Raw genomic sequence first — 18,369 nt, 5'->3', positions numbered from 1 at the left:
CTATGCCAAGACCGGACTGCGACGAGCAATGGTGCCGGCAGCGGCGTATCAGCCCTTTTCCGGATAAATTGCCTGTAGCAGCGCCGCCAGGTTATAACCACCCCTGATCAACTGCTGCTTGGCGATCTCCGAGCTCGGCACCGGGTAGTTGGCCGGCACTTCCAGTGCAAAGGTGTAGTAAGTCTCGCCCTTCTTGCTGGTCTGCGGGGTCAGCTTGCCCGGAATGACATCCTTGAAGGCTTCCTTGGCCACGAACAGCGAGTGGTTGGCCCACGCATAGGGCACGGTAATCGGATCGCCTTCGATCAGCGGAAGCTGCGCCTTGCCGCTGATGACCTTGTCGGCGAACTGCTCAGGGGTTTTGGTCTGGAGGCGGCGGAACGCGTAGTCGACCGTGGTGCTGTCCCAATACGAGTGGAAAGGCCTGGTCAAAGACTTCGGCACGCCTTCCTTCACTCCTGCCTGCTCGCCTGCCGGAATCGCGCGCGCCGCCAGTTCGGCCAGGCGCACATCGTCCAGCAGCAGGTTGTTGCTGCCGCGCGTGTCGAAAATCGCGATTTCGTTGACCTCTTCCTGGGTTCTCGGCGCGACGAACCTGCCATCCTTGCCGACATAGGCGGCGCCCACGTGCAGCGGCTGGTGGATGTCGCCCGCGAAGTGGGCCAGCAGGATCAGCGCCTGGCGCTTCGTGAACTTGTGCGGGTTCAGTTCCGGATCGGTTTTGCCTTGCAAGACGGCGATGCAGTAACGCAGTGTCTGCACGATGTCGACGCCCGTCCTGCCGACGCCATGGTCGTCGTAATGGTCGTGCTGGAAGGGCACGTTGGTGTAGTGGTACTTGTCGTGCTGCGGGTTGGCGTTGACGTACTCGATCATTTCCGGGGTCTGCTCGCCGCAGAAGCTGCCCTTGACGCAGTCGGCCCAGTTGGCAACCAGTTCGAGCGACTCACCCGGCTTCAGCAGCAGGGCGATTTCCTTCTGCGCCCTGGTGCCCTTGAGCAGCTTGTCGGCAATCGCGCCGATGGCCTTGTGGCCGTCACGGCCCCAGGCCGCGGCGTCGAACGATGCGAAGGCGCTGGTCAGCGCGAGTACGCAGGCTAGTTTTTTCATGGTCATCCTTGGTTGAATCGATGGCCTCATTGGGCCTTGACGATGCGTGGCGCGGCAGGCGCAAGCGAGGCGCCCTGCCCTTCGATGCTGCGCAGGTATTCGGTGAAGGCGTCGAGGTCCAGCAGGCCCGTCTCGAGGCGCCTGGTGCCCTTGCCGAACTCGGGGTAATTGTCGCCGCCCTCGGCCAGGAAGTTGTTGGCGACGATGCGGTATGCCTTGGCGTCGTCCAGCGGCTTGCCGTTCAGGGTGATGGCGGTCACACGGCTGCCCACCGGGCGCTTCTCGTCCCAGGTATAGCTGAAACCATTGGACACCTGCAGCATCGAGCCCATCGACCCGTCCTTGTTCCACTGGCGTTCGAGCAGCGCGCGGATCTGGGCGCCGGTCAGGTCCATCACCACCAGGGTGTTCCCGAACGGGAGCACGGCCTGGACCTGGCCGAAGGCAGCCACGTTGTCCTCGCCGGCTTCCAGGTCCTTGCGGATGCCGCCTTCGTTCATGAAGCCGATCTGGGCGCCGAGATTGCGGGTGGCGGCCAGCACGGCGTCCGCGATCAGGTTGCCGAGCGGCGCTTCGCCGGCCTCGTTCTGCTTGCGCAGCACCGGCGCCGACGCCAGGCGCGCCACCGGGCGGGTCAGTGCTGCGCGGCTGCTCTCCTTGACCTTGGCGATGAAGGCCGCCATCTTCTCGTCGGCAGGGTAGTCGCCGCCCTTCATCAAGACGTTCTCGACCTGGATGTCGCCCACGCTGCCTGCGCCCTTCTGCACGCTCATGCGGATGCGGGTCAGCATGTGGCCGTAGGACGAAGCCTGGGTCACGGTGCGGCCATCGACCTTGCACAGGTAGCTCTGGTGGGTATGGCCGGTGATTACCAGGCGGATGCTTGGATCGAGCTTCTGGACGATGCCCACGATCGGGCCGGTCAGGTTGGTGCAGCCGGGCTGGGTCGGATGATCCTTGGTGTTGCCGCCCTCGTGCACCAGCGCGACGATCACGTCCGCGCCCTGGCGCCGCATGTCGGGAATGGCGCGGTTGATCGCCGCGGCTTCGTCGCCGAATTCCAGGCCGGCGATGCCCGACGCCATCACCACCGAACGGGTGTCCTGCAGCACCACCCCGACCAGGCCGACCTTGATGCCCTTGACCTCTTCGATCTTGAAGGCCGGGATGAAAGGCTTGCCGGTGGCCTTGTCGACCACGTTGCCGGCCAGGTAGGTGAACTTCGCACCACGGTAGTCCTTGGCCATCTGGCAGGCCTTGGCCGGACGCGGCGAATCGCAGCCGCCGTGCTGCTGGCGCAGCAGCTCCTTGCGGCCGGCGTCGAATTCGTGGTTGCCCACCGCGCTCACGCGCAGGTCCAGCATGTTCATGGCCTCGATGGTCGGCTCGTCCGCCCACAGCGAAGACATCGCCGGGCTGGCGCCGACCAGGTCGCCCGCCGATACGAACAGCAGGTCCTTGTCTTCCTTGCGCCAGGCCTGCAGCGCGGCCGCCACGGCCTCGGCGCCGCCGGCGCGGATGGCGGGGGCCTTGCTGCCGTCCGGATTGGTCGGGACAAAGCGGCTCGGCTCCAGGTTGCCGTGGAAGTCGTTCATGGCGACCAGGTTGATGGTCACCGGTTCGCGGCTGGCGATGCTGGCGCAACCGGCCAGGGTCAGGGAAATGGCGACGGCGAACGCGGCGCGCGAGAGAGGTGCCGTGGCACGCAGGGAAACGGTCATGGAGTTTTCTCGATCAGGAAGGGAGGCTGTGGAAGCCCTCCGCATTATCACATGGGGTCCCGGTCGTCCGCCATCTTTACGGGGCCGAAGATGGAGTAGAACGCGGAGCCTTCACCCATGAAAAAAACGGCCGGTGTCGCCACCGGCCGCCTTTACCTTACAGGCATCGGATCAAGTATCGGATTAGAACTCGTACTTGAAGGTTGCCTGGACGGCCCACTGCGACTCGCCCTTGGCCTGGCGCACGTTCAGGTCTTCCACGTTGTTACGCACTGCGTACACGTAGCGGCCCTGTGCATCCAGACCAACGTAGTCGACGAAGCTGCGCGCCTGCGCGCCTTGCGCCTGGAAGCCCACTTCCTCGATACGGCCCCACTTCTTGTTCAGCAGGTTGCCGAAGTTCAGGATGTCGAGTGCGAAGCTGGCCTTGTGCTTCTTGACGAAGCCCGGCAGTTCCTGGGTGATCTTCACGTCGAAGCTGTTGGTCCACGGCGAGAAATCGCTGTTGCGGCCAACCACGCCGCCCTTGGCATTGCGCAGGACTTCGTTGGCGTTGACGACGGCCCAGAAGCGTGCCTCGTTGCTCTTGTTGGTCGCGGTGTCACCGTAGAACACGACTTCGCCCGAACCTTCCTTCGACGGGATGTACATCAGGTCGTTGCCGGCCAGGCCGTCACCGTTCAGGTCGTTGTTGACGGTCCAGCTGTACGGCTTGCCTTCGCGGCCTTCATAGAAGACGCCCAGGCGGGTGCGGTAGTCGCCGAAGAAGCGCTTCTCCCACGACAGGCGGGCGTTGATACGCTCTTTCACCAGATACGACGAGTTTGCAGCGACTTCCTCGTTCGGGTTGAAGACCGAGCGACCGGTCCAGTTCGAGTTCGAGGTCGACGAGGTCAGCGGCGAGACTTCGGTCGCGTTGGTGTGCGAGTACGCCACCGACCAGCCGAAGCCCTTGCGGGTCGGGCTCGTCAGCGAGACGGTCACGACCTGGGCGTCGCCCTTGTCGGTGCCCTTGGCCAGCAGCACGTTACCGTAGCTCAGGTTCGACAGCGCGCGAGTCGTGGTCTGGCAGCGGGTCGCCACAGTCACCGCGTTGTTGGTGAACGAATAGCAGCCGGCATCCAGGCCGTTGGCGTTGTAGTACAGCTCGCGGCCATCCTTGCCGATACGGGTCGGTGCGCCCAGGTTCAGGTTCTGGTAGAAGATCGCGTTCTTGTTCTGGGTCGCCAGCAGTTCAGCGCCGAACACCAGCCCGCCGAACGGCAGCTCATGCTCGAAGGCCAGGTTGGCTTTCCAGATCGACGGCTGCTTCAGGTCCGGCGACAGGACGTCAACGTTCGCGGCCGGGGTTGCGCCGGTCACGGTACGCTGGGCGTTCACGTCCGGCGTGAACAGGCCATCGGTGGTCGGGCAGCGGGTGGCGCCGGAGCCCGAGCAGGTGATGGTACGGGTGGCGATGCCCGGGTTCGAGAACGGGTTCGACATCCACACGGTGGCTGCCGCGCCCTGGAACAGGCCGACGCCGCCGCGCAGCTGGGTCGGACGCGCCGCGTCGATCTTGTAGTTGAAGCCGACACGCGGCTGCCACAGCTTGTTGCCGTCGAAGGTCTGGGTGTTGTCGACACCGAAGCCGCCGGTCTGGCGGGCGAAGGTGGCGGCGTTGCCGGCGACGGTCGGCGCGGCCACGCCGGCGTTGCGCAGCGGAGTATTGTCCACACCGGTCACGTCGACGCGGATGCCGGCGCTGACGGTCAGGTTCTTGTTGACCGACCAGTTATCCTGCAGGAACAGGCCGGTGTTCTTCATGGTGAACTGGGCGATCGCGTTGCTCAGCGAACCACCCGGCACCGGCAGCTGCACGGAATACGACGACGGACGGCCGCGCGAGAAGTTCTCGAAGATCGCGGCGTCGATCTGGGCCGCGGTGGCAGTGGCGCAGTTGATCGAACCAAAGGTGTAGGTGAAGTTGTTATCGCAAGCGAAGGTGTAGTTGCCGAACACGTTCTGCAGGAAAGCGTTATACACCTTGTTCTGGGTGTAGTCGGCGCCGACCTTGATTTCATGGTCGCCCCACAGATAGTTGGCGCCGGCGTAGACGTCCAGGGTCTTGGTGCCCAGCACGTTGTTGTGGCGGCTGTTCTCGGTACCGGTGTTCAGGAAACGGTTGCCGGTGCGGGTGCCCGCGGGCGCGTCGGACGGCAGCGGGCCGCTGAACTGGAACGACATGGTCGGCAGCTTGGACGCGGTGATCGGCACCGAGTCATAGTCGCGCTGCGAGATCTTGAATTCGGTCGACAGGTTCTCGGTCCAGTCGGAGAACACCTGGCCCACCAGGGTTTCGATGGTCTTGTCCTGGTTGTAGAAGTAGGAGCTCAGCGAGACGCCGCTGTTCGAGAAGCCCGGGAAGATCGGCTCGTTCTGCGAGGTCTTCGAGTAGCGCAGGTTGGCGCGGTGGTCGTCGTTGATGTTCCAGTCGAGCTTGAGCATGCGCTCCTCGACCTTCATCTTGGTGCCGGCCGGGATCTGGGTGTTGCCGATGTCGAAGCCGTAGCGGCTCTGTGCGATCTCGCGAACACGATTGATCTGGTTCGGGCTGATGCCGATGGTGGTGCCGGTACCGGTGCCGATGGCGCCGAATTCCGGACCGCTGCGGCTGCTTTCATAGTTTTCGGCCAGGGCGAAGAAGAACAGCTTGTCCTTGACCAGCGGGCCGCTGACCCACAGGCCCTTGGTGTTGTCCTTGAATTCCGGGGCGTCGGTGTAGGCGTCGGTGGAGCGGTTGTAGCGCTTGCCGACCAGGCGGTCGTCGCGGGTCACGTAGTAGGCACCGCCGTGGTACACGTTGGTACCCGACTTGGTGACGGCGTTGACGTTGGCGCCGGTGTAGCCGCGCTGGGTCACGTCGTAGTTGGCGACGTTGACCTGCACCGAAGCGATGGCTTCCATCGAGATCGGCTGGCGGGCGGTCGGGCTGCCGTTGGCTTCCAGGCCGAAGGTATCGTTCACGGCCACGCCGTCGATGGTCATCGAGTTGTAGCGCGAGTTCTGGCCGGCCACCGACATCTCGCCGCGTTCCTTGTCGGTCTGCGACACGCGCGGATCCAGGCGGGCGAAGTCCTGCAGGTTGCGGTTGATCGAGGCCTGGGTTTCCAGGTCGGCACGGCTGATTGCGGTGACCGAACCCATCGACTGGTTCGAGAAGATTTCCGAGCGTGCTGCCGAACCGGTCACGGTGACGGTCTGCATGGCCTGGCCCAGGGTCGCGTCGACGGCGGCGGTTTCGGCCAGCGCAACGAACACGCCTTCGCGACGCTCGGTGACGCCGTCCTTGGTGATGATGATCGTGTATGGACCGCCTACACGCAGGCCGCGTGCAACGTAACGGCCTTCCGCGTCGGTGGTGACATTGCTGACAGAACCGGACTCGGTGTGAACAATCTGCACCTGGGCGCCGGCGGCCGGCTTGCCGTCAGCGGCCGAGATACGGCCACCGATGGCCGAGGTGGTGTTCTGCGCGAAGGCCGGCGTAGCAGCCAATGCAACCGACAAAGCCAGCGCCAGTTTGGTGAGCCGGATCTGTTGTTGAGTGATCATTGATAACCCCAAAAAGAACTTAATAGTTATAACGGGCAGCCGACGGTTGCCCTCTCTTACAAGTACTGCAATCTTTGTGTGCTGCGTGGTGTGCCGGCGGTCCTGCCGGCTGGCGGCGGCAAGTCTAACGTGCAAGTATTTCAACGAAGTTACACCGCGATGCGCTTCACGCGGGTGCCCGTCAAACGAGGAATGCCTTTTGGAAATCAAACTCCAATATGCATGACCGTTAATAAGCCGACAAATTCGTTTTGGCTTCGATATTCATACGTTTGTCGTATAAATACGCTCCGGCACGTTGTTATTACGCTACAGACCTGCTTTATTCCCAGCAAAATGACAAGGCGGGATTATAAGGGCGGCATTCCTGGACGAAATTTTTTTGAGAAGAATTTCGCCAAACCGAGGATGGAAGAGGATTTTTTGTAGCAGGAAGGCCACAAAAGATAAATTATTACTAAGGGATAGTTAAAAAGTCATTCAGTGGTCGATGACTTGAAGACGCTCCGCGCAGCGTGCGGAGCGTCTTGTCCAGGGATTACTTCGCCACTGCCTGTGCTTTGGCCAGCGCAGCGATCTTTGCCTCGAAAGCAGCGAAACGCTCGTCCAGTTGGCGGGTCAGACGTTGCTTTTCTGCCACTGGCAGGAAGGCGTAGCGGATGCTGTTGTACGAGGTCCGCTTCATCTCCGCATAGTCCGGCTTGTAGCGGCTGGCGAACAACACGTACTCGTTCGACAGCGTATGGCGGGTCACGCCCGCGTCGTCGGTCGAGATCACGTAGGGCACGCCGTATTTACGGTATAGCGTGATCGGGTGGTTCGCGCCTTCGACACCGTTGATGAAGGCGTTCGAGGTCAGGTTGATCTCGACCGGGATGTCGTCCTTGCGCATCCTGGCCATGATGGCCGGGGCATTGCTTTCGTGCGCCAGGTCGAGGCCGTGTCCGATGCGGTTGGCGTTGGCCACGACCAGGGCCTGGTCGATGTGGAACTTCAGGCCTTCCGGCGGCACGTCGCCCATCGCCAGCTCACCGGCGTGCATGGCCACCTTCACTTCCGGATAGCGCGACTTCAGGAAGCGGAACATCTTCATGTGCAGCGTGTAGTCGCGCATCGAGACCATCGTGCTCTCCTGGCCGACGATGTTGACACCCACGATCTTGTCGCTCATGGCGGCGGCCTTGAAGCCTGAGACCATCGAGGAGAACACCTGCGAGGGGTTCAGCAGGCGCAGCACATAGGTCTGGTAGCGCATGGTGAAGCGCTCGTCGTCGATGCCCTCGGCCGACTCGTGGATCTTGGCCACGAAGTCTTCAAGCTGCTTCTTGAAGCCGGCATCCTGTTCCAGCACTGCCAGCCAGGCGCCCATCTGGGCGTCGAGGGCCTTGTCGTCATCGGCATTTTTCCAGGCCTGGGCGTCGAAGTCCTTGTTCACGACAAAAGGCGACATCTTGAACATGGTCTCGATATAGCTCACGTTTTCCGCGATGGCGCGTTTTTTCAGCTCCTGCAGGCCTTCGCGGAAGTTCGCGTTCGAGACCGGTCCGAAGAAACCGAAGGTCTGGAAGAACAGGCGGTCCGGCGGCGGCTGGATGGCGCCATGGTTGCCGAAGTCCTTGTTCGACCAGCGCTGCAGCAGCTCGCGGAAGGTGTAGTCGTCGGCATAGACCTCGGCGGTCGACAGGCAGTTGCGTTCCTCGGCCGGCTTGGCGCGCTCGGCGGCGACGACTTCCTTCTTCGTCTCGATGCGGTAGGTACGCTTGTCGACGCAATAGCCCTGCTTGTCGAGGAAGTCGACATACTGCTCGGCGTAGACCGAACCCGAATAATGGTGGTGCAGGTCGCCGCCCTTCGGCATCTGGGTGAAGAACAGGGTCAGCTCGGCGGTCTTCGGCTCGCCGGCGATCAGGCTGGCGTAGTGGCGGGCTGTGGCGACTTCGTTGGTCTTCGAGGCCGGGCCCTTGGCCAGGGCCTGGGGGGCGCCGGCGATGGCCAGGGCCAGGGTCAAGGCCGGCAGGACGCTGCCGGTCAGTTGTTTGTACATGGGTGTGACTTTCTCGTGCGGTTGATGGCGAGCCTGCGCCCGCGGTGACCGCGCAACTCTATACGGTTGAGTTAGCGTTGGCAATATGGCCAAGTAGGGTTTCGTAGCGTGGGCGGCTTTGCCGCCCACGCGGTCAAATCCGGCTAGATCTGCCCGCTCATCTGTCTATGGACCAAGTATCGCCGCGTGGGCGGGAGACCCGCCCACCCTACAAAATCATGTGCGGCTATGAACGAGCGTACCGGCCGCATAGGTCGCCTTGATCACCCGGTCATCCCCCAGCAGCGCCAGCGCGAACAGCAGCTCTTCCAGCGACTCCCGCTGCGCCGTGCGGCGCGCCAGCAGCGGCGTGGCCTTCGGGTCGAGCACGATGAAGTCTGCCTCCGTACCCGGCGCGAAGCTGCCGACCGTGCCTTCGAGGCCCATGGCGCGGGCGGCGCCCAGCGTGGCCAGGTAGAACATGCGCAGCGCCGGCAGGTAGCTGCCCTTCAGGCGCGCCACCTTGTAGGCCTCGTTCATGGTCTGCAGCATCGAGAACGAGGTGCCGGCGCCGACGTCGGTGCCGAGCGACAGCAGCGTGCGGGCGCCGTCGGCCCGTTCGAAGTCGAACAGGCCGCTGCCCAGGAACAGGTTGGAGGTCGGGCACACCGCGGCCGCCGAGCCGGTGGCGGCCATGCGGGCGAAGTCCTCGTCGTCGAGCCAGATGCAGTGGCCGAACAGGGCGCGCGGGCGCATCAGGCCGAAGCGCTCGTAGACGTCCAGGTAGCTGCGCGCCTGCGGATGCAGCTCGCCCACCCACTTGCACTCGTCCTTGTTTTCCGAGACGTGGGTCTGGATGAAGGTGTCCGGATAGGCCTTCGCCAGTTCGGCGGTGGCGCGTAGCTGGGCGTCGGTCGAGGTGGGGGCGAAGCGCGGGGTGATCGCGTACAGCTGGCGGCCGCGCTTGTGCCACTTCTCGATCAGGTCCGCGCTGGTCCCGACGCCGCCTTCGCCATCGCGCAGGAAGTCCGGGCAGTGGCGGTCCATCAGCACCTTGCCGGCCACCATGCGCAGGTTGCGCGCCTCGCTGGCCTCAAAAAACGCATCCACCGACTGCGGATGCACGGTGCAGTACACGACGGCGGTCGTGGTCCCGCAGCGCAGCAGCTCGTCGAGGAAGAACTCGGCGGTCGCGCGCGCATGCGCCGGATCCTCGAAGCGGCGCTCGGTCGGGAAGGTGTAGGTTTCCAGCCAGGGCAGCAGACCCGGGGCCGGAGAGGCAATCATGTCGGTCTGCGGATAATGCAGGTGGGTGTCGATGAAGCCGGGGGTGATGAGCTGGCCCCGATAGTCGTGCGGCGTCACGCCGGCCGGCAGCGTGTCGGCCAAGGCGGCATAGTCGCCGGCGGCCTTCACGCGACCGTCCTCGACCACCAGCAGGCCGTCTTCATGCCAGGCATGGGCGGCGCCGTCGAAGGCCGGGTCGGCGTGGAAATGCAGCAAGCTCGCACGGTAGGCTTGCATATTCTTAAATGCGGTGGACATCTTTGGATTCCGTTGAAGATTCAGGCTGGCGGGCACGAGCTTCCCATACCAGGAGCAGCTGGGCCGCCACGGAGGCCGCGATCACGGCCGGGGCCTTGCCCTCGATGCCGGGCAGGCCGACGGGGCAGACCATCGCGTCGAGTCGCGCTTCAATGATGCCGCGTTCGCGCAGGCGGTGCTCGAACTGGCGGCGCTTGGTATCGGAGCCGATCAGGCCGAACCAATCATGGCCTTGCGACATGCCGGGGCGCGACAGTATCGCGTGCGACAGCTGCAGGTCAAGTGCGTGGCTGTGGGTCATGACCAGGAAAGTGGTGCCCTGTGGTGCGTTTTCAACCAGCGCCTCGGGCGTATCGGTGGCTTCCACGGTCACGTTGGCGGGGGCGGCCGGCGGGAACAGGTCGTCGCGCTCGTCGACCCAGGTGACGCGGCAGGGCAGTTCGGACACGGCCCGCACGATGGCGGCGCCGACGTGGCCGGCGCCGAACAGCATCAGGTGGGCGCGCGGGGCGAGGACGGCATCAAGCAGCCAGAGGCGGCCGGTGGCGTCCTGGAAGATGTGGGTGCCCTGGGTGCGGTCGAATGCGGGAACGTCGCCGCCAGCGAGGTGGCGCCCGCTGCTGTCGAACAGCGCAGTCGTAGGGTGGGCGGGCCTCCCGCCCACGCGGTCAGCTAATGATGAATTCCCGGCTGAGCTTCCGTCAGTTGAACGCGTGGGCGGGAGACCGTGAACTGGTCCACCGGACCAGTTCCCCCCTACGAAAACCACGCGCCACGTATCTTCATTGCGGCGCGTACGCAGCAGCGCCAGCTGCTCCGCATCCGCCATTTCGAAGGCCAGCCAGGCGATGCCGCCGCAGCACTGCCCCAGCTTGGGTCCCAGCGGAAAACGCTCGATATGCGCCGCCCCGCCGCCCTGCTCCAGCATCGCGCGAGAAATCTCCAGTGCCCGGTGCTCCAGGTGCCCGCCACCGACGGTGCCGCGAAAGCCCTGCGCATCCACCAGCATGCGCGCGCCCGGCTCGCGCGGGACGGAACCCTCGACGCGGGCAACCGTCACCAGCACTGCCGGTCCATGCAGCTCCTCGCTTGGCAACCAATCGCTCATCAGGCGCTCGCAGCCTCAACCGCAGCCACCGCCCTGAGGATCTCTTCGCAGGTGGCTGGCGCATTCAACGGCGGATTCAGCTTGTGCCCGCCTACGCTTGAGATCGCATCGCGGATCGCGAAGAACACCGAGAACGGCAGCAGCAGCGGCGGCTCGCCCACGGCCTTGGAGCGGTGGATGCTGTCTTCGACGTTGTGGTTCCTGAAGAGACGCACGCGGAAGTCTTCCGGGCAGTCGGAGATGCCGGGGATCTTGTAGGTCGAGGGCGCATGCGTCATCAACTTGCCCGCCGGGTTCCACCACAGTTCTTCCGTCGTGAGCCAGCCCATGCCCTGGATGAAGGCGCCCTCGACCTGTCCGATGTCGATGGCCGGGTTGAGCGAGTTGCCGGCGTCGTAGAGCGCGTCCGCGCGCAGCAGCTTCCATTCGCCGGTGAGGGTGTCCACCACCACTTCCGACACCGCCGCGCCATAGGCGTAGTAGGAGAACGGATGGCCGCTCATGGTCTTCGGGTCCCAGTGCAGGCCGGGGGTGGCATAGAAGCCGTCCGACCACAGCTGCACTCGCGCCAGGTAGGCCTTGGCCACCACCTCGCCGAAGCGCAGTGCCTGGCCCGCCACGAACACGGTGTCGTCGGCAAAGCGCACTTCCGACGCGTCGCCGCCGAACTGCGAAGCCACGAAGACAGCCAGGCGATCGCGGATCTTGCGGGCGGCATCCTGCGCGGCCTTGCCGTTCAGGTCGGCGCCGGTCGAGGCGGCGGTGGCCGAGGTGTTCGCGACCTTGCTGGTGTTGGTGGCGGTGGCGCGCACGCGCGCCAGGTCCACGCCCAGCTCGTGCGCCACCACCTGCATTACCTTGGTGTTGATGCCCTGCCCCATCTCGGTGCCGCCGTGGTTCACCAGGATCGAGCCGTCCACGTAGACATGCACCAGCGCGCCCGCCTGGTTCAGGTGAGTAACGTTGAAGGCAATGCCGAACTTCACCGGGGTGAGCGCCAGGCCCTTCTTCAGTACCGGGCTGGTGCGGTTGAATTCCTTGATCGCGGCGCGGCGCGCGCGGTAATCGCTGGTCTGCTCCAGCTCGGCCACCAGCTCGTGGATGACGTTGTCGACGATGGCCTGGCCGTAGGGCGTGACGTTGCGCTCGGTTCTACCGTAGAAGTTCAGGCGGCGGATGTCGAGCGGGTCGCGCCCCAGGTTGCGCGCGATCTCGTCGATCACGTATTCGATGGCGATGGCGCCCTGCGGCCCGCCGAAGCCGCGGAAGGCGGTATTCGACTGGGTGTTGGTCTTGCCGCAGGCCGCGCGGATCTCGACGTCGGACAGGTAATAGGTGTTGTCGAAGTGGCAGACGGCGCGCGTCGCCACCGGGCCGGACAGGTCGGCCGAGAAGCCGGCGCGCGTGACCATGTCGACCTTGGCGGCGAGGATGCGCCCTTCGCGGTCGTAGCCGACTTCGTACTCGTAGTGAAAGCAGTGGCGCTTGCCGGTCACCAGCATGTCGTCGTCGCGGTCGGCGCGCAGCTTGACCGGGCGGCGCGTGCGTGCGGCAGCGATCGCTGCGGCCGCGGCCCACAGGGCCGATTGCGATTCCTTGCCGCCGAAGCCGCCGCCCATGCGGCGGCACTCGACCGTCACGTGGTGCGAATGCAGGCCGAGCGCGTGCGCCACCACGTGCTGCATCTCGCTCGGGTGCTGGGTCGAGCAGTAGACGTGCATGCCGCGGTCTTCGCCGGGAATCGCATAGGCGATCTGGCCTTCCAGGTAGAACTGTTCCTGGCCGCCGACGTACAGCTCGCCTTTCACGCGGCAGGGAGACCCTGCGAAGGCCGCTTCGGCGTCGCCGCGGGCCAGGTGCATCGGTGGCAAGACATAGGATTGCGCGGCGCGCGCTTCCTGCGGCGTCAGGATGGCGGGCAGGTCTTCGTAGTCGATCTTCGCCAGCTTCGCGGCCCGGCGTGCGTTCTCGTGGCTGTCGGCGACGACGATGAACACCGGCTGTCCAAGGTACTGGACCAGCCCATCGGCCAGGATCGGGTCGTCATGAATGATCGGGCCGCAGTCGTTCAGGCCCGGGATGTCCTGTGCGCCCAGGACCGCCACCACGCCGCGGCTGGCGCGTACCGGTTCCAGGTCGATCGCGAGGATGCGCGCATGGGCGCGGCCGGACAGGCCGAGCGCCGCGTGCAGGGTGCCGGCGGTTTCGCGGATGTCGTCGGTATAGGTGGCCTGGCCGAGCACGTGCAGCACGGCGGATTCGTGCGGGCGCGCGCGGCCCGCTTCCGTCCACTGGGCGGCGTCGAGGATGGGGGTGCCTGCGTCGTTCATGTCCTTCTCCTCTCAGGCGCCCACGGCGAAGGCGTTCACCGCCCCCACGGGCAGCGGATTATCAAGGCGGGTTTCGAGCCAGAAGCGGCGCAGCAGGTTCTGCGCCGTCCGCATGCGGTAGGCGCTGGACGCGCGCATGTCGCTCAGCGGCGCGTAATCCCGTGCCAGCGCATCCATGGCGGCGCGCATCGACGCTTCGTTCCATGGCTGGCCGACGAGAAGCGCTTCGGCATGGGTTGCACGCTTGGGCGTGGCGGCCATCCCGCCGAAGGCGATGCGTGCCTCGGTGACCGTGTCGCCGTCGAGGATAATGGCGAAGGCCGCGCACACGGCCGAGATGTCCTGGTCGAAGCGCTTGGCCAGTTTATAGGTGCGGAAACGCAAGCCTGCGCGCGGCAGCGGGATGCGCACGCTTTGGACGAACTCCCCGGGCTGCAGGTCTTTCTGCTGGTAGCCGAGATAGAAATCTTCCAGCCCCAGCACGCGTTGGCCTGCAGCGCCGCGCAGCAGCACCTGCGCGCCCAGTGCGATCAGCCAGGGCATCGAATCGCCGATCGGCGAGCCGTTGGCGACGTTGCCGCCCAGCGTGCCCGCATTGCGGATCGGGAGCGAGGCGAAGCGCTGCCACATCGCCGTCAGCTCCTCCGGATAGTGGCGGCAGATGGCCGCGTAGGCATCGTTCAGCGTCACGCCGGCGCCGATCTCCAGGGTGTCGTCGGATTCGGCGACGGTCTTCAGCTCGTCCACCTGCCCCAGGTAGATGATGTCGTTCAGCTCGCGCATGTGCTTGGTGACCCAGAGTCCGACGTCGGTCGAGCCGGCCAGCATCAGCGCTTGCGGGAACTCGCCGCGCAAGCGCACCAGCTCCTCGAGGGTACGCGGGATGTGGAAGCGCGCGCCGTGTGCTTCATAGGTGAAGCCGTGGGTACGCTCCAGGTGCCGCAGGCGCTCGGCCAGCGCGGCGCGGTCGAAAGCGGCGGGCGGCAGCTCGACCATGCGGCGCGCCGCGTCGATGATCGGGCGGTAGCCGGTGCAGCGGCACAGGTTGCCCGAGAGCGCATCGTCGATCTGGCAGCGCGAAGGCTGGCGGCCTTCCTGTTTCAGGTACATGCCCCACAGCGACATCGCGAAGCCCGGAGTGCAGAAGCCGCATTGCGAACCGTGGCACTCGACCAGGGCCTGCTGGACCGGGTGCAGGCGGCCGTCGGGCTGCTGCAGGTCTTCCACGGTGAACAGGGCCTTGCCGTCGAGCGTGGGCGTGAACTGGATGCAGGAGTTGACGGCCTTGAGCTGCAGCTGGCCGTCCTCCAGCGAGCCGATCACCACGGTGCAGGCGCCGCAATCGCCCTCGGCGCAACCTTCCTTGGTGCCGGTGCAGTGCAGGTCCTCCCGCAGGTGCTGCAGGATGGTTTGCGTCGGCTGCACGTCACGCACTTCCTGGACGGCGCCGCGGTAATGGAATCGGATCGGCTCTGGCATTCCTGTCTCACTCTCTCTGGTGTCACTTTCAAGCAGGGGCGGAAGGCTACCACCCGCCAGCATCTCAACTATAAGATTATCTATATATTACTTATATATTTAGAAGCATATCCCATGGTAGCTCCTGCCCTTTCATTTTAGGAAAGGATGCACCGTTTTCCAGTGGTTCGCGATGTCGATGCGGCGCGTGATCCAGACTCCCTCATGACCCTGGACATGGTCGAGGAAGCGGGCCAGCGCTGCGATCCGCGCCGGTCGCCCGACCAGCCGGCAATGCAGGCCGATCGACAGCATCTTCGGCTGGTTCAGGCCGTTCGGGTCGCCTTCGCGGTACAGCACCTCGAAGGCATCCTTGAGGTAGTCGAAGAACTGGGTACCCGAATTGAAACCCTGCATGGCGGCAAAGCGCATGTCGTTGGTATCCAGCGTGTACGGCACCACCAGGTGCGGGATCTGCCGGCCATCGCTGGTTGCCACCTGCTGCCAGAACGGCAGGTCGTCGCCGTAATGGTCGGCGTCGTAGGCGAAGCCGCCGTGCTCGACCACCAGCCGGCGCGTGTTGGGCGAGTCGCGCCCGGTGTACCAGCCGAGCGGCGCTGTCCCGGTCAGCTCGCGGATGATCTGCACCGCCTCGATCATGTGGGCGCGTTCAAGGGCCTCGTCGATGTTCTGGTACGAGATCCAGCGCAGCCCATGGCAGGCGATCTCGTGGCCCAGCTCGCGGAAGGCGGCCACTGCCTCGGGATTGCGCTTGAGCGCCATCGCCACCCCGAAGACCGTCAGCGGCAGCGCGCGCTCCTCGAACAGGCGCAGCACCCGCCACAGGCCGGCGCGAGAACCGTATTCGTAGAGCGATTCCATGCTCATGTGGCGCATCGGGAAGGCTTGCGCGCCGATGATTTCGGACAGGAAGGTCTCGGAAGCCGGGTCGCCGTGGAGCACGCAGTTCTCGCCGCCTTCCTCGTAGTTCAGGACGAACTGCAGGGCCACGCGCGCCCCGCCTGGCCATTGCGGATGGGGTGGCTTGCGGCCGTAGCCGATGAGGTCGCGCGGATAATTCGAGTAAGTGTTCATCGGCGGAGCATGGGAGGCAGAGAAATACGGGTATATCGGCGATCATATATTGCAGGAAGCACAACGGTATATGATTGCCCGCATACTTCCACTCATCCTGCTGATATGGGCAAACTCTCCACCCACGTCCTCGATACCGCCCACGGCCGCCCCGGCGCCGGCGTGAAGGTCGAGTTATACGGCATTGATTCCCGCGGCCGCACCCTGATCAAGACCGACGTCACCAACGCGGACGGCCGCTGCAGTGCGCCGCTGCTGGAAGGCGCCCTGCTGTGCCCGGGGCAGTACGAGCTGGTGTTCCACGCCGGCGACTACTTCGTCGCCCAGGGCGTGGAGCTGCCTTCGCCGCGCTTTCTCGACCGCATCACGATCGCCTTCGGCGTCCCTGACGCCGGACAGAACTATCACGTCCCGCTGGTGATGACGCCCTGGTCCTACTCGACCTACCGGGGCAGCTAGCAGTCTTGCAGGTGGCGCACCCGGTTGAAGCACAGTAATGTTTACTGAACGACAACCTGGGAGCGCACCATGCACGCAGCAGTCCACGATACACCCGACCTGCAGGCCCGGCCAGGCATTGCCGCCGCGCGGATCGGTATCGGGCTGCTGCAGGGACTGGTGCTCTACCTGCTGTACCGTGCAGGAACCGAACTGCATTGGCCGGCGACTGCGCCGCGCCTGTTCGTCCCCCTGCTGACGGTGAGCCTGCTGGCGCCGGTGATCGCCATCAACGCGCTCGGCCACATGGCCGGATGCCGCTTGCTGTTGTGGACGGCGACGGCGGCCGTCTTCATCGCCGCCCTCGCCTGGTACGACGTCTGGCGCATGGAAGGCGCCTACCGGCCGCCGCAGGGCCCCGAACCGCGCGGACCGGCACCGTCGCCGCAGCTGTGCCTTGCCCTCGTGGCCGGACTCTTCATTGCCCATGCGCTCATACTTGCCGGTACGCATGAGCGGCGCCGCATCGCCAGCTACACGAGCTACTTCGAGATCGCCTGGAAACTGGGTGTGCAGCTGGCCTTCAGCGTCCTGTTCGTCGGCGTCACTTGGTTGGTGCTGCATCTCGGCGCCAATCTGTTCCTGCTGATCAAGCTGGACTTTCTCAGGCAGGCCATCCGCGCATCCTGGTTCGCCATTCCCGTGACCACCTTCGCCTTCGCGACGGCCATGCACCTGACCGACGTGCGCCCAAGTATCGTACGCGGCATCCGCAACCTGCTGCTGGTGCTGCTGTCCTGGGTCCTGCCGGTGCTGGCGCTGCTGGTCGGCGGTTTCCTGGCCAGCCTGCCCTTCACCGGCCTGGCCCCGCTGTGGGCCACCCGCAGCGCTGCCGCGATGCTGCTGGGCGCCGCCGCGGCCTTCGTTGTCTTGATCAACGCCGCCTGGCAGAACGGTGCAGCGCAGGTCGTCCGCCCGGTTGCGCTGGCGGCACGCATCGCCGCGCTGCTGCTGGTGCCGGTAACAGCGCTCGCGAGCCACGCCCTGGCCCTGCGGGTCGGCGACCACGGCTGGACCGACGACCGCGTGATTGCTGCGGCCTGCATGCTGGTGGCCGCCTGTTATGCAGGCGGCTATGCGGCGGCGGCCCTGCGCAAGGGCTGGCTGCCGACCCTCGCCGGCGTCAACATCGCGGTCGCCTTCGTGGTGCCGGGCGTGCTGCTGGCCTTGTTCACGCCGCTGGCCGACCCGGCCCGCCTGGCGACGAACGACCAGGTGGCGCGCCTGGACGCCGGCCGCATCTCCGCGGAACAGTTCGATGTCGGGTACCTGCACTTCGAAGGCGCCCGCTACGGCCGCGCGGCGTTGGCGCGGATCGAGGTAGAGACGGCGCGCAAGGAGGCTGACCTGCTGCGCAGCCGGATCGCGGCAGTGCGCCAGCTGCGCTTCCCGCACGAGCGGCTGCACGTGAACGAGCGGCCAAGGCTTGCCGAGAACCTGCGCGTCTGGCCTGCGGGTGCGCGGCTGCCGGACAGCTTCATGCGGATGGAATGGCCGGGCCAGGCCGGTACGGCCTCCGTGCCGGCATGCCTGCTGCGCCGCACGGAAGCCTGCGACGCGCTGCTCCTCGACCTGGGGGGTGATGCGCGGCCGGAAGTCCTCTTGATCAGCGACAGGCCCTGGGAGTCGGTGCTCATCACCGAAGTGGCCGGCGGCCAATGGCGTATTGCAGGCTCGCTCTCCATCTCGCCCTGTCCCGCCTGGAAGCAAGCCTTGCGCGAAGGCCAGGTGCGCATAGTGGCGCCCGCCTGGAATGACCTGGAACTGGCTGGACAGCGCATCCCAGTCACCCCGCGGCCGATGCAGGACGGCGGCTGCCCGCCCGCCAATTCCGGCCAGGCGGACGCGCCGCAAAAGTGAATCTTGCTATGCTTGGGCTCCCTGCAA

The 18,369-nt window shown here is 65.3% G+C and carries 11 protein-coding genes; 2 read left to right on the top strand and 9 right to left on the bottom strand.

What is annotated here, in order from left to right; genetic code table 11:
• Window positions 1–48: 48 nt before the first annotated feature.
• The 9 genes from MA09_RS11425 to puuE form a co-directional block, all read right to left on the bottom strand.
• Window positions 49–1,110, bottom strand: a complete 1,062-nt coding sequence (locus tag MA09_RS11425) for a S1/P1 nuclease (protein WP_036248592.1) — start codon at window positions 1,108–1,110, stop codon at window positions 49–51.
• A 26-nt stretch (window positions 1,111–1,136) separates the two neighbouring features.
• The gene (locus MA09_RS11420; protein ID WP_036248346.1) at window positions 1,137–2,831 is read right to left on the bottom strand and encodes a bifunctional UDP-sugar hydrolase/5'-nucleotidase; all 1,695 of its coding nucleotides are present in this window, start codon (window positions 2,829–2,831) and stop codon (window positions 1,137–1,139) included.
• 183 nt (window positions 2,832–3,014) lie between these two features.
• Window positions 3,015–6,425 (bottom strand): TonB-dependent receptor, encoded by a 3,411-nt coding sequence (locus MA09_RS11415; protein WP_036248343.1) that lies wholly within the window; start codon window positions 6,423–6,425, stop codon window positions 3,015–3,017.
• A 538-nt stretch (window positions 6,426–6,963) separates the two neighbouring features.
• Window positions 6,964–8,469: a hypothetical protein gene (locus MA09_RS11410; protein ID WP_036248341.1), complete on the bottom strand. Its 1,506-nt coding sequence runs from the start codon at window positions 8,467–8,469 to the stop codon at window positions 6,964–6,966.
• Window positions 8,470–8,685: 216 nt separating this feature from the next.
• Entirely contained in the window at window positions 8,686–9,993 is a 1,308-nt protein-coding gene (gene guaD, locus MA09_RS11405) for a guanine deaminase (RefSeq protein ID WP_036248339.1), read from the bottom strand.
• Window positions 9,977–11,101, bottom strand: a complete 1,125-nt coding sequence (gene xdhC / locus MA09_RS11400) for a xanthine dehydrogenase accessory protein XdhC (protein WP_036248337.1) — start codon at window positions 11,099–11,101, stop codon at window positions 9,977–9,979. Before xdhC ends, guaD begins: the two co-directional genes overlap by 17 nt.
• Complete coding sequence (gene xdhB / locus MA09_RS11395; protein ID WP_036248334.1) at window positions 11,101–13,431, bottom strand: xanthine dehydrogenase molybdopterin binding subunit; 2,331 nt, start codon at window positions 13,429–13,431, stop codon at window positions 11,101–11,103. Before xdhB ends, xdhC begins: the two co-directional genes overlap by 1 nt.
• 12 nt (window positions 13,432–13,443) lie before the next feature.
• Entirely contained in the window at window positions 13,444–14,910 is a 1,467-nt protein-coding gene (gene xdhA, locus MA09_RS11390) for a xanthine dehydrogenase small subunit (protein WP_036248331.1), read from the bottom strand.
• 132 nt (window positions 14,911–15,042) lie between these two features.
• Window positions 15,043–15,984, bottom strand: a complete 942-nt coding sequence (puuE, locus tag MA09_RS11385) for an allantoinase PuuE (RefSeq protein ID WP_036248329.1) — start codon at window positions 15,982–15,984, stop codon at window positions 15,043–15,045.
• A 105-nt stretch (window positions 15,985–16,089) separates the two neighbouring features.
• Here puuE and uraH point away from each other — a divergent pair, with 105 nt between their 5' ends.
• Together uraH and MA09_RS11375 are read left to right on the top strand one after the other, a co-directional pair.
• Window positions 16,090–16,443: a hydroxyisourate hydrolase gene (gene uraH, locus MA09_RS11380; protein WP_036248326.1), complete on the top strand. Its 354-nt coding sequence runs from the start codon at window positions 16,090–16,092 to the stop codon at window positions 16,441–16,443.
• A gap of 69 nt (window positions 16,444–16,512) precedes the next feature.
• A complete protein-coding gene (locus tag MA09_RS11375) occupies window positions 16,513–18,342 on the top strand; it encodes a DUF4153 domain-containing protein (RefSeq protein ID WP_036248322.1) in 1,830 nt (609 codons plus the stop codon).
• Window positions 18,343–18,369: the final 27 nt, after the last annotated feature.

Origin of the sequence: Massilia sp. BSC265, assembly GCF_000740675.1 — a bacterium.
GTDB lineage: Bacteria > Pseudomonadota > Gammaproteobacteria > Burkholderiales > Burkholderiaceae_D > Telluria.
Note: the sequence above shows the minus strand (reverse complement) of the source record. Positions and strands in the feature narration are given on the sequence as shown.

Bases quoted from the DNA above. Each gene is read 5' to 3' on its own strand.
- MA09_RS11410 (WP_036248341.1), bottom strand. From the start codon at position 8,469: ATGTACAAACAACTGACCGGCAGCGTCCTGCCGGCCTTGACCCTGGCC.
- xdhB (WP_036248334.1), bottom strand. From the start codon at position 13,431: ATGAACGACGCAGGCACCCCCATCCTCGACGCCGCCCAGTGGACGGAA.
- MA09_RS11375 (WP_036248322.1), top strand. From the start codon at position 16,513: ATGCACGCAGCAGTCCACGATACACCCGACCTGCAGGCCCGGCCAGGC.
- MA09_RS11425 (WP_036248592.1), bottom strand. From the start codon at position 1,110: ATGAAAAAACTAGCCTGCGTACTCGCGCTGACCAGCGCCTTCGCATCG.
- xdhC (WP_036248337.1), bottom strand. From the start codon at position 11,101: ATGAGCGATTGGTTGCCAAGCGAGGAGCTGCATGGACCGGCAGTGCTG.
- xdhA (WP_036248331.1), bottom strand. From the start codon at position 14,910: ATGCCAGAGCCGATCCGATTCCATTACCGCGGCGCCGTCCAGGAAGTG.
- uraH (WP_036248326.1), top strand. From the start codon at position 16,090: ATGGGCAAACTCTCCACCCACGTCCTCGATACCGCCCACGGCCGCCCC.
- guaD (WP_036248339.1), bottom strand. From the start codon at position 9,993: ATGTCCACCGCATTTAAGAATATGCAAGCCTACCGTGCGAGCTTGCTG.
- MA09_RS11420 (WP_036248346.1), bottom strand. From the start codon at position 2,831: ATGACCGTTTCCCTGCGTGCCACGGCACCTCTCTCGCGCGCCGCGTTC.
- MA09_RS11415 (WP_036248343.1), bottom strand. From the start codon at position 6,425: ATGATCACTCAACAACAGATCCGGCTCACCAAACTGGCGCTGGCTTTG.
- puuE (WP_036248329.1), bottom strand. From the start codon at position 15,984: ATGAACACTTACTCGAATTATCCGCGCGACCTCATCGGCTACGGCCGC.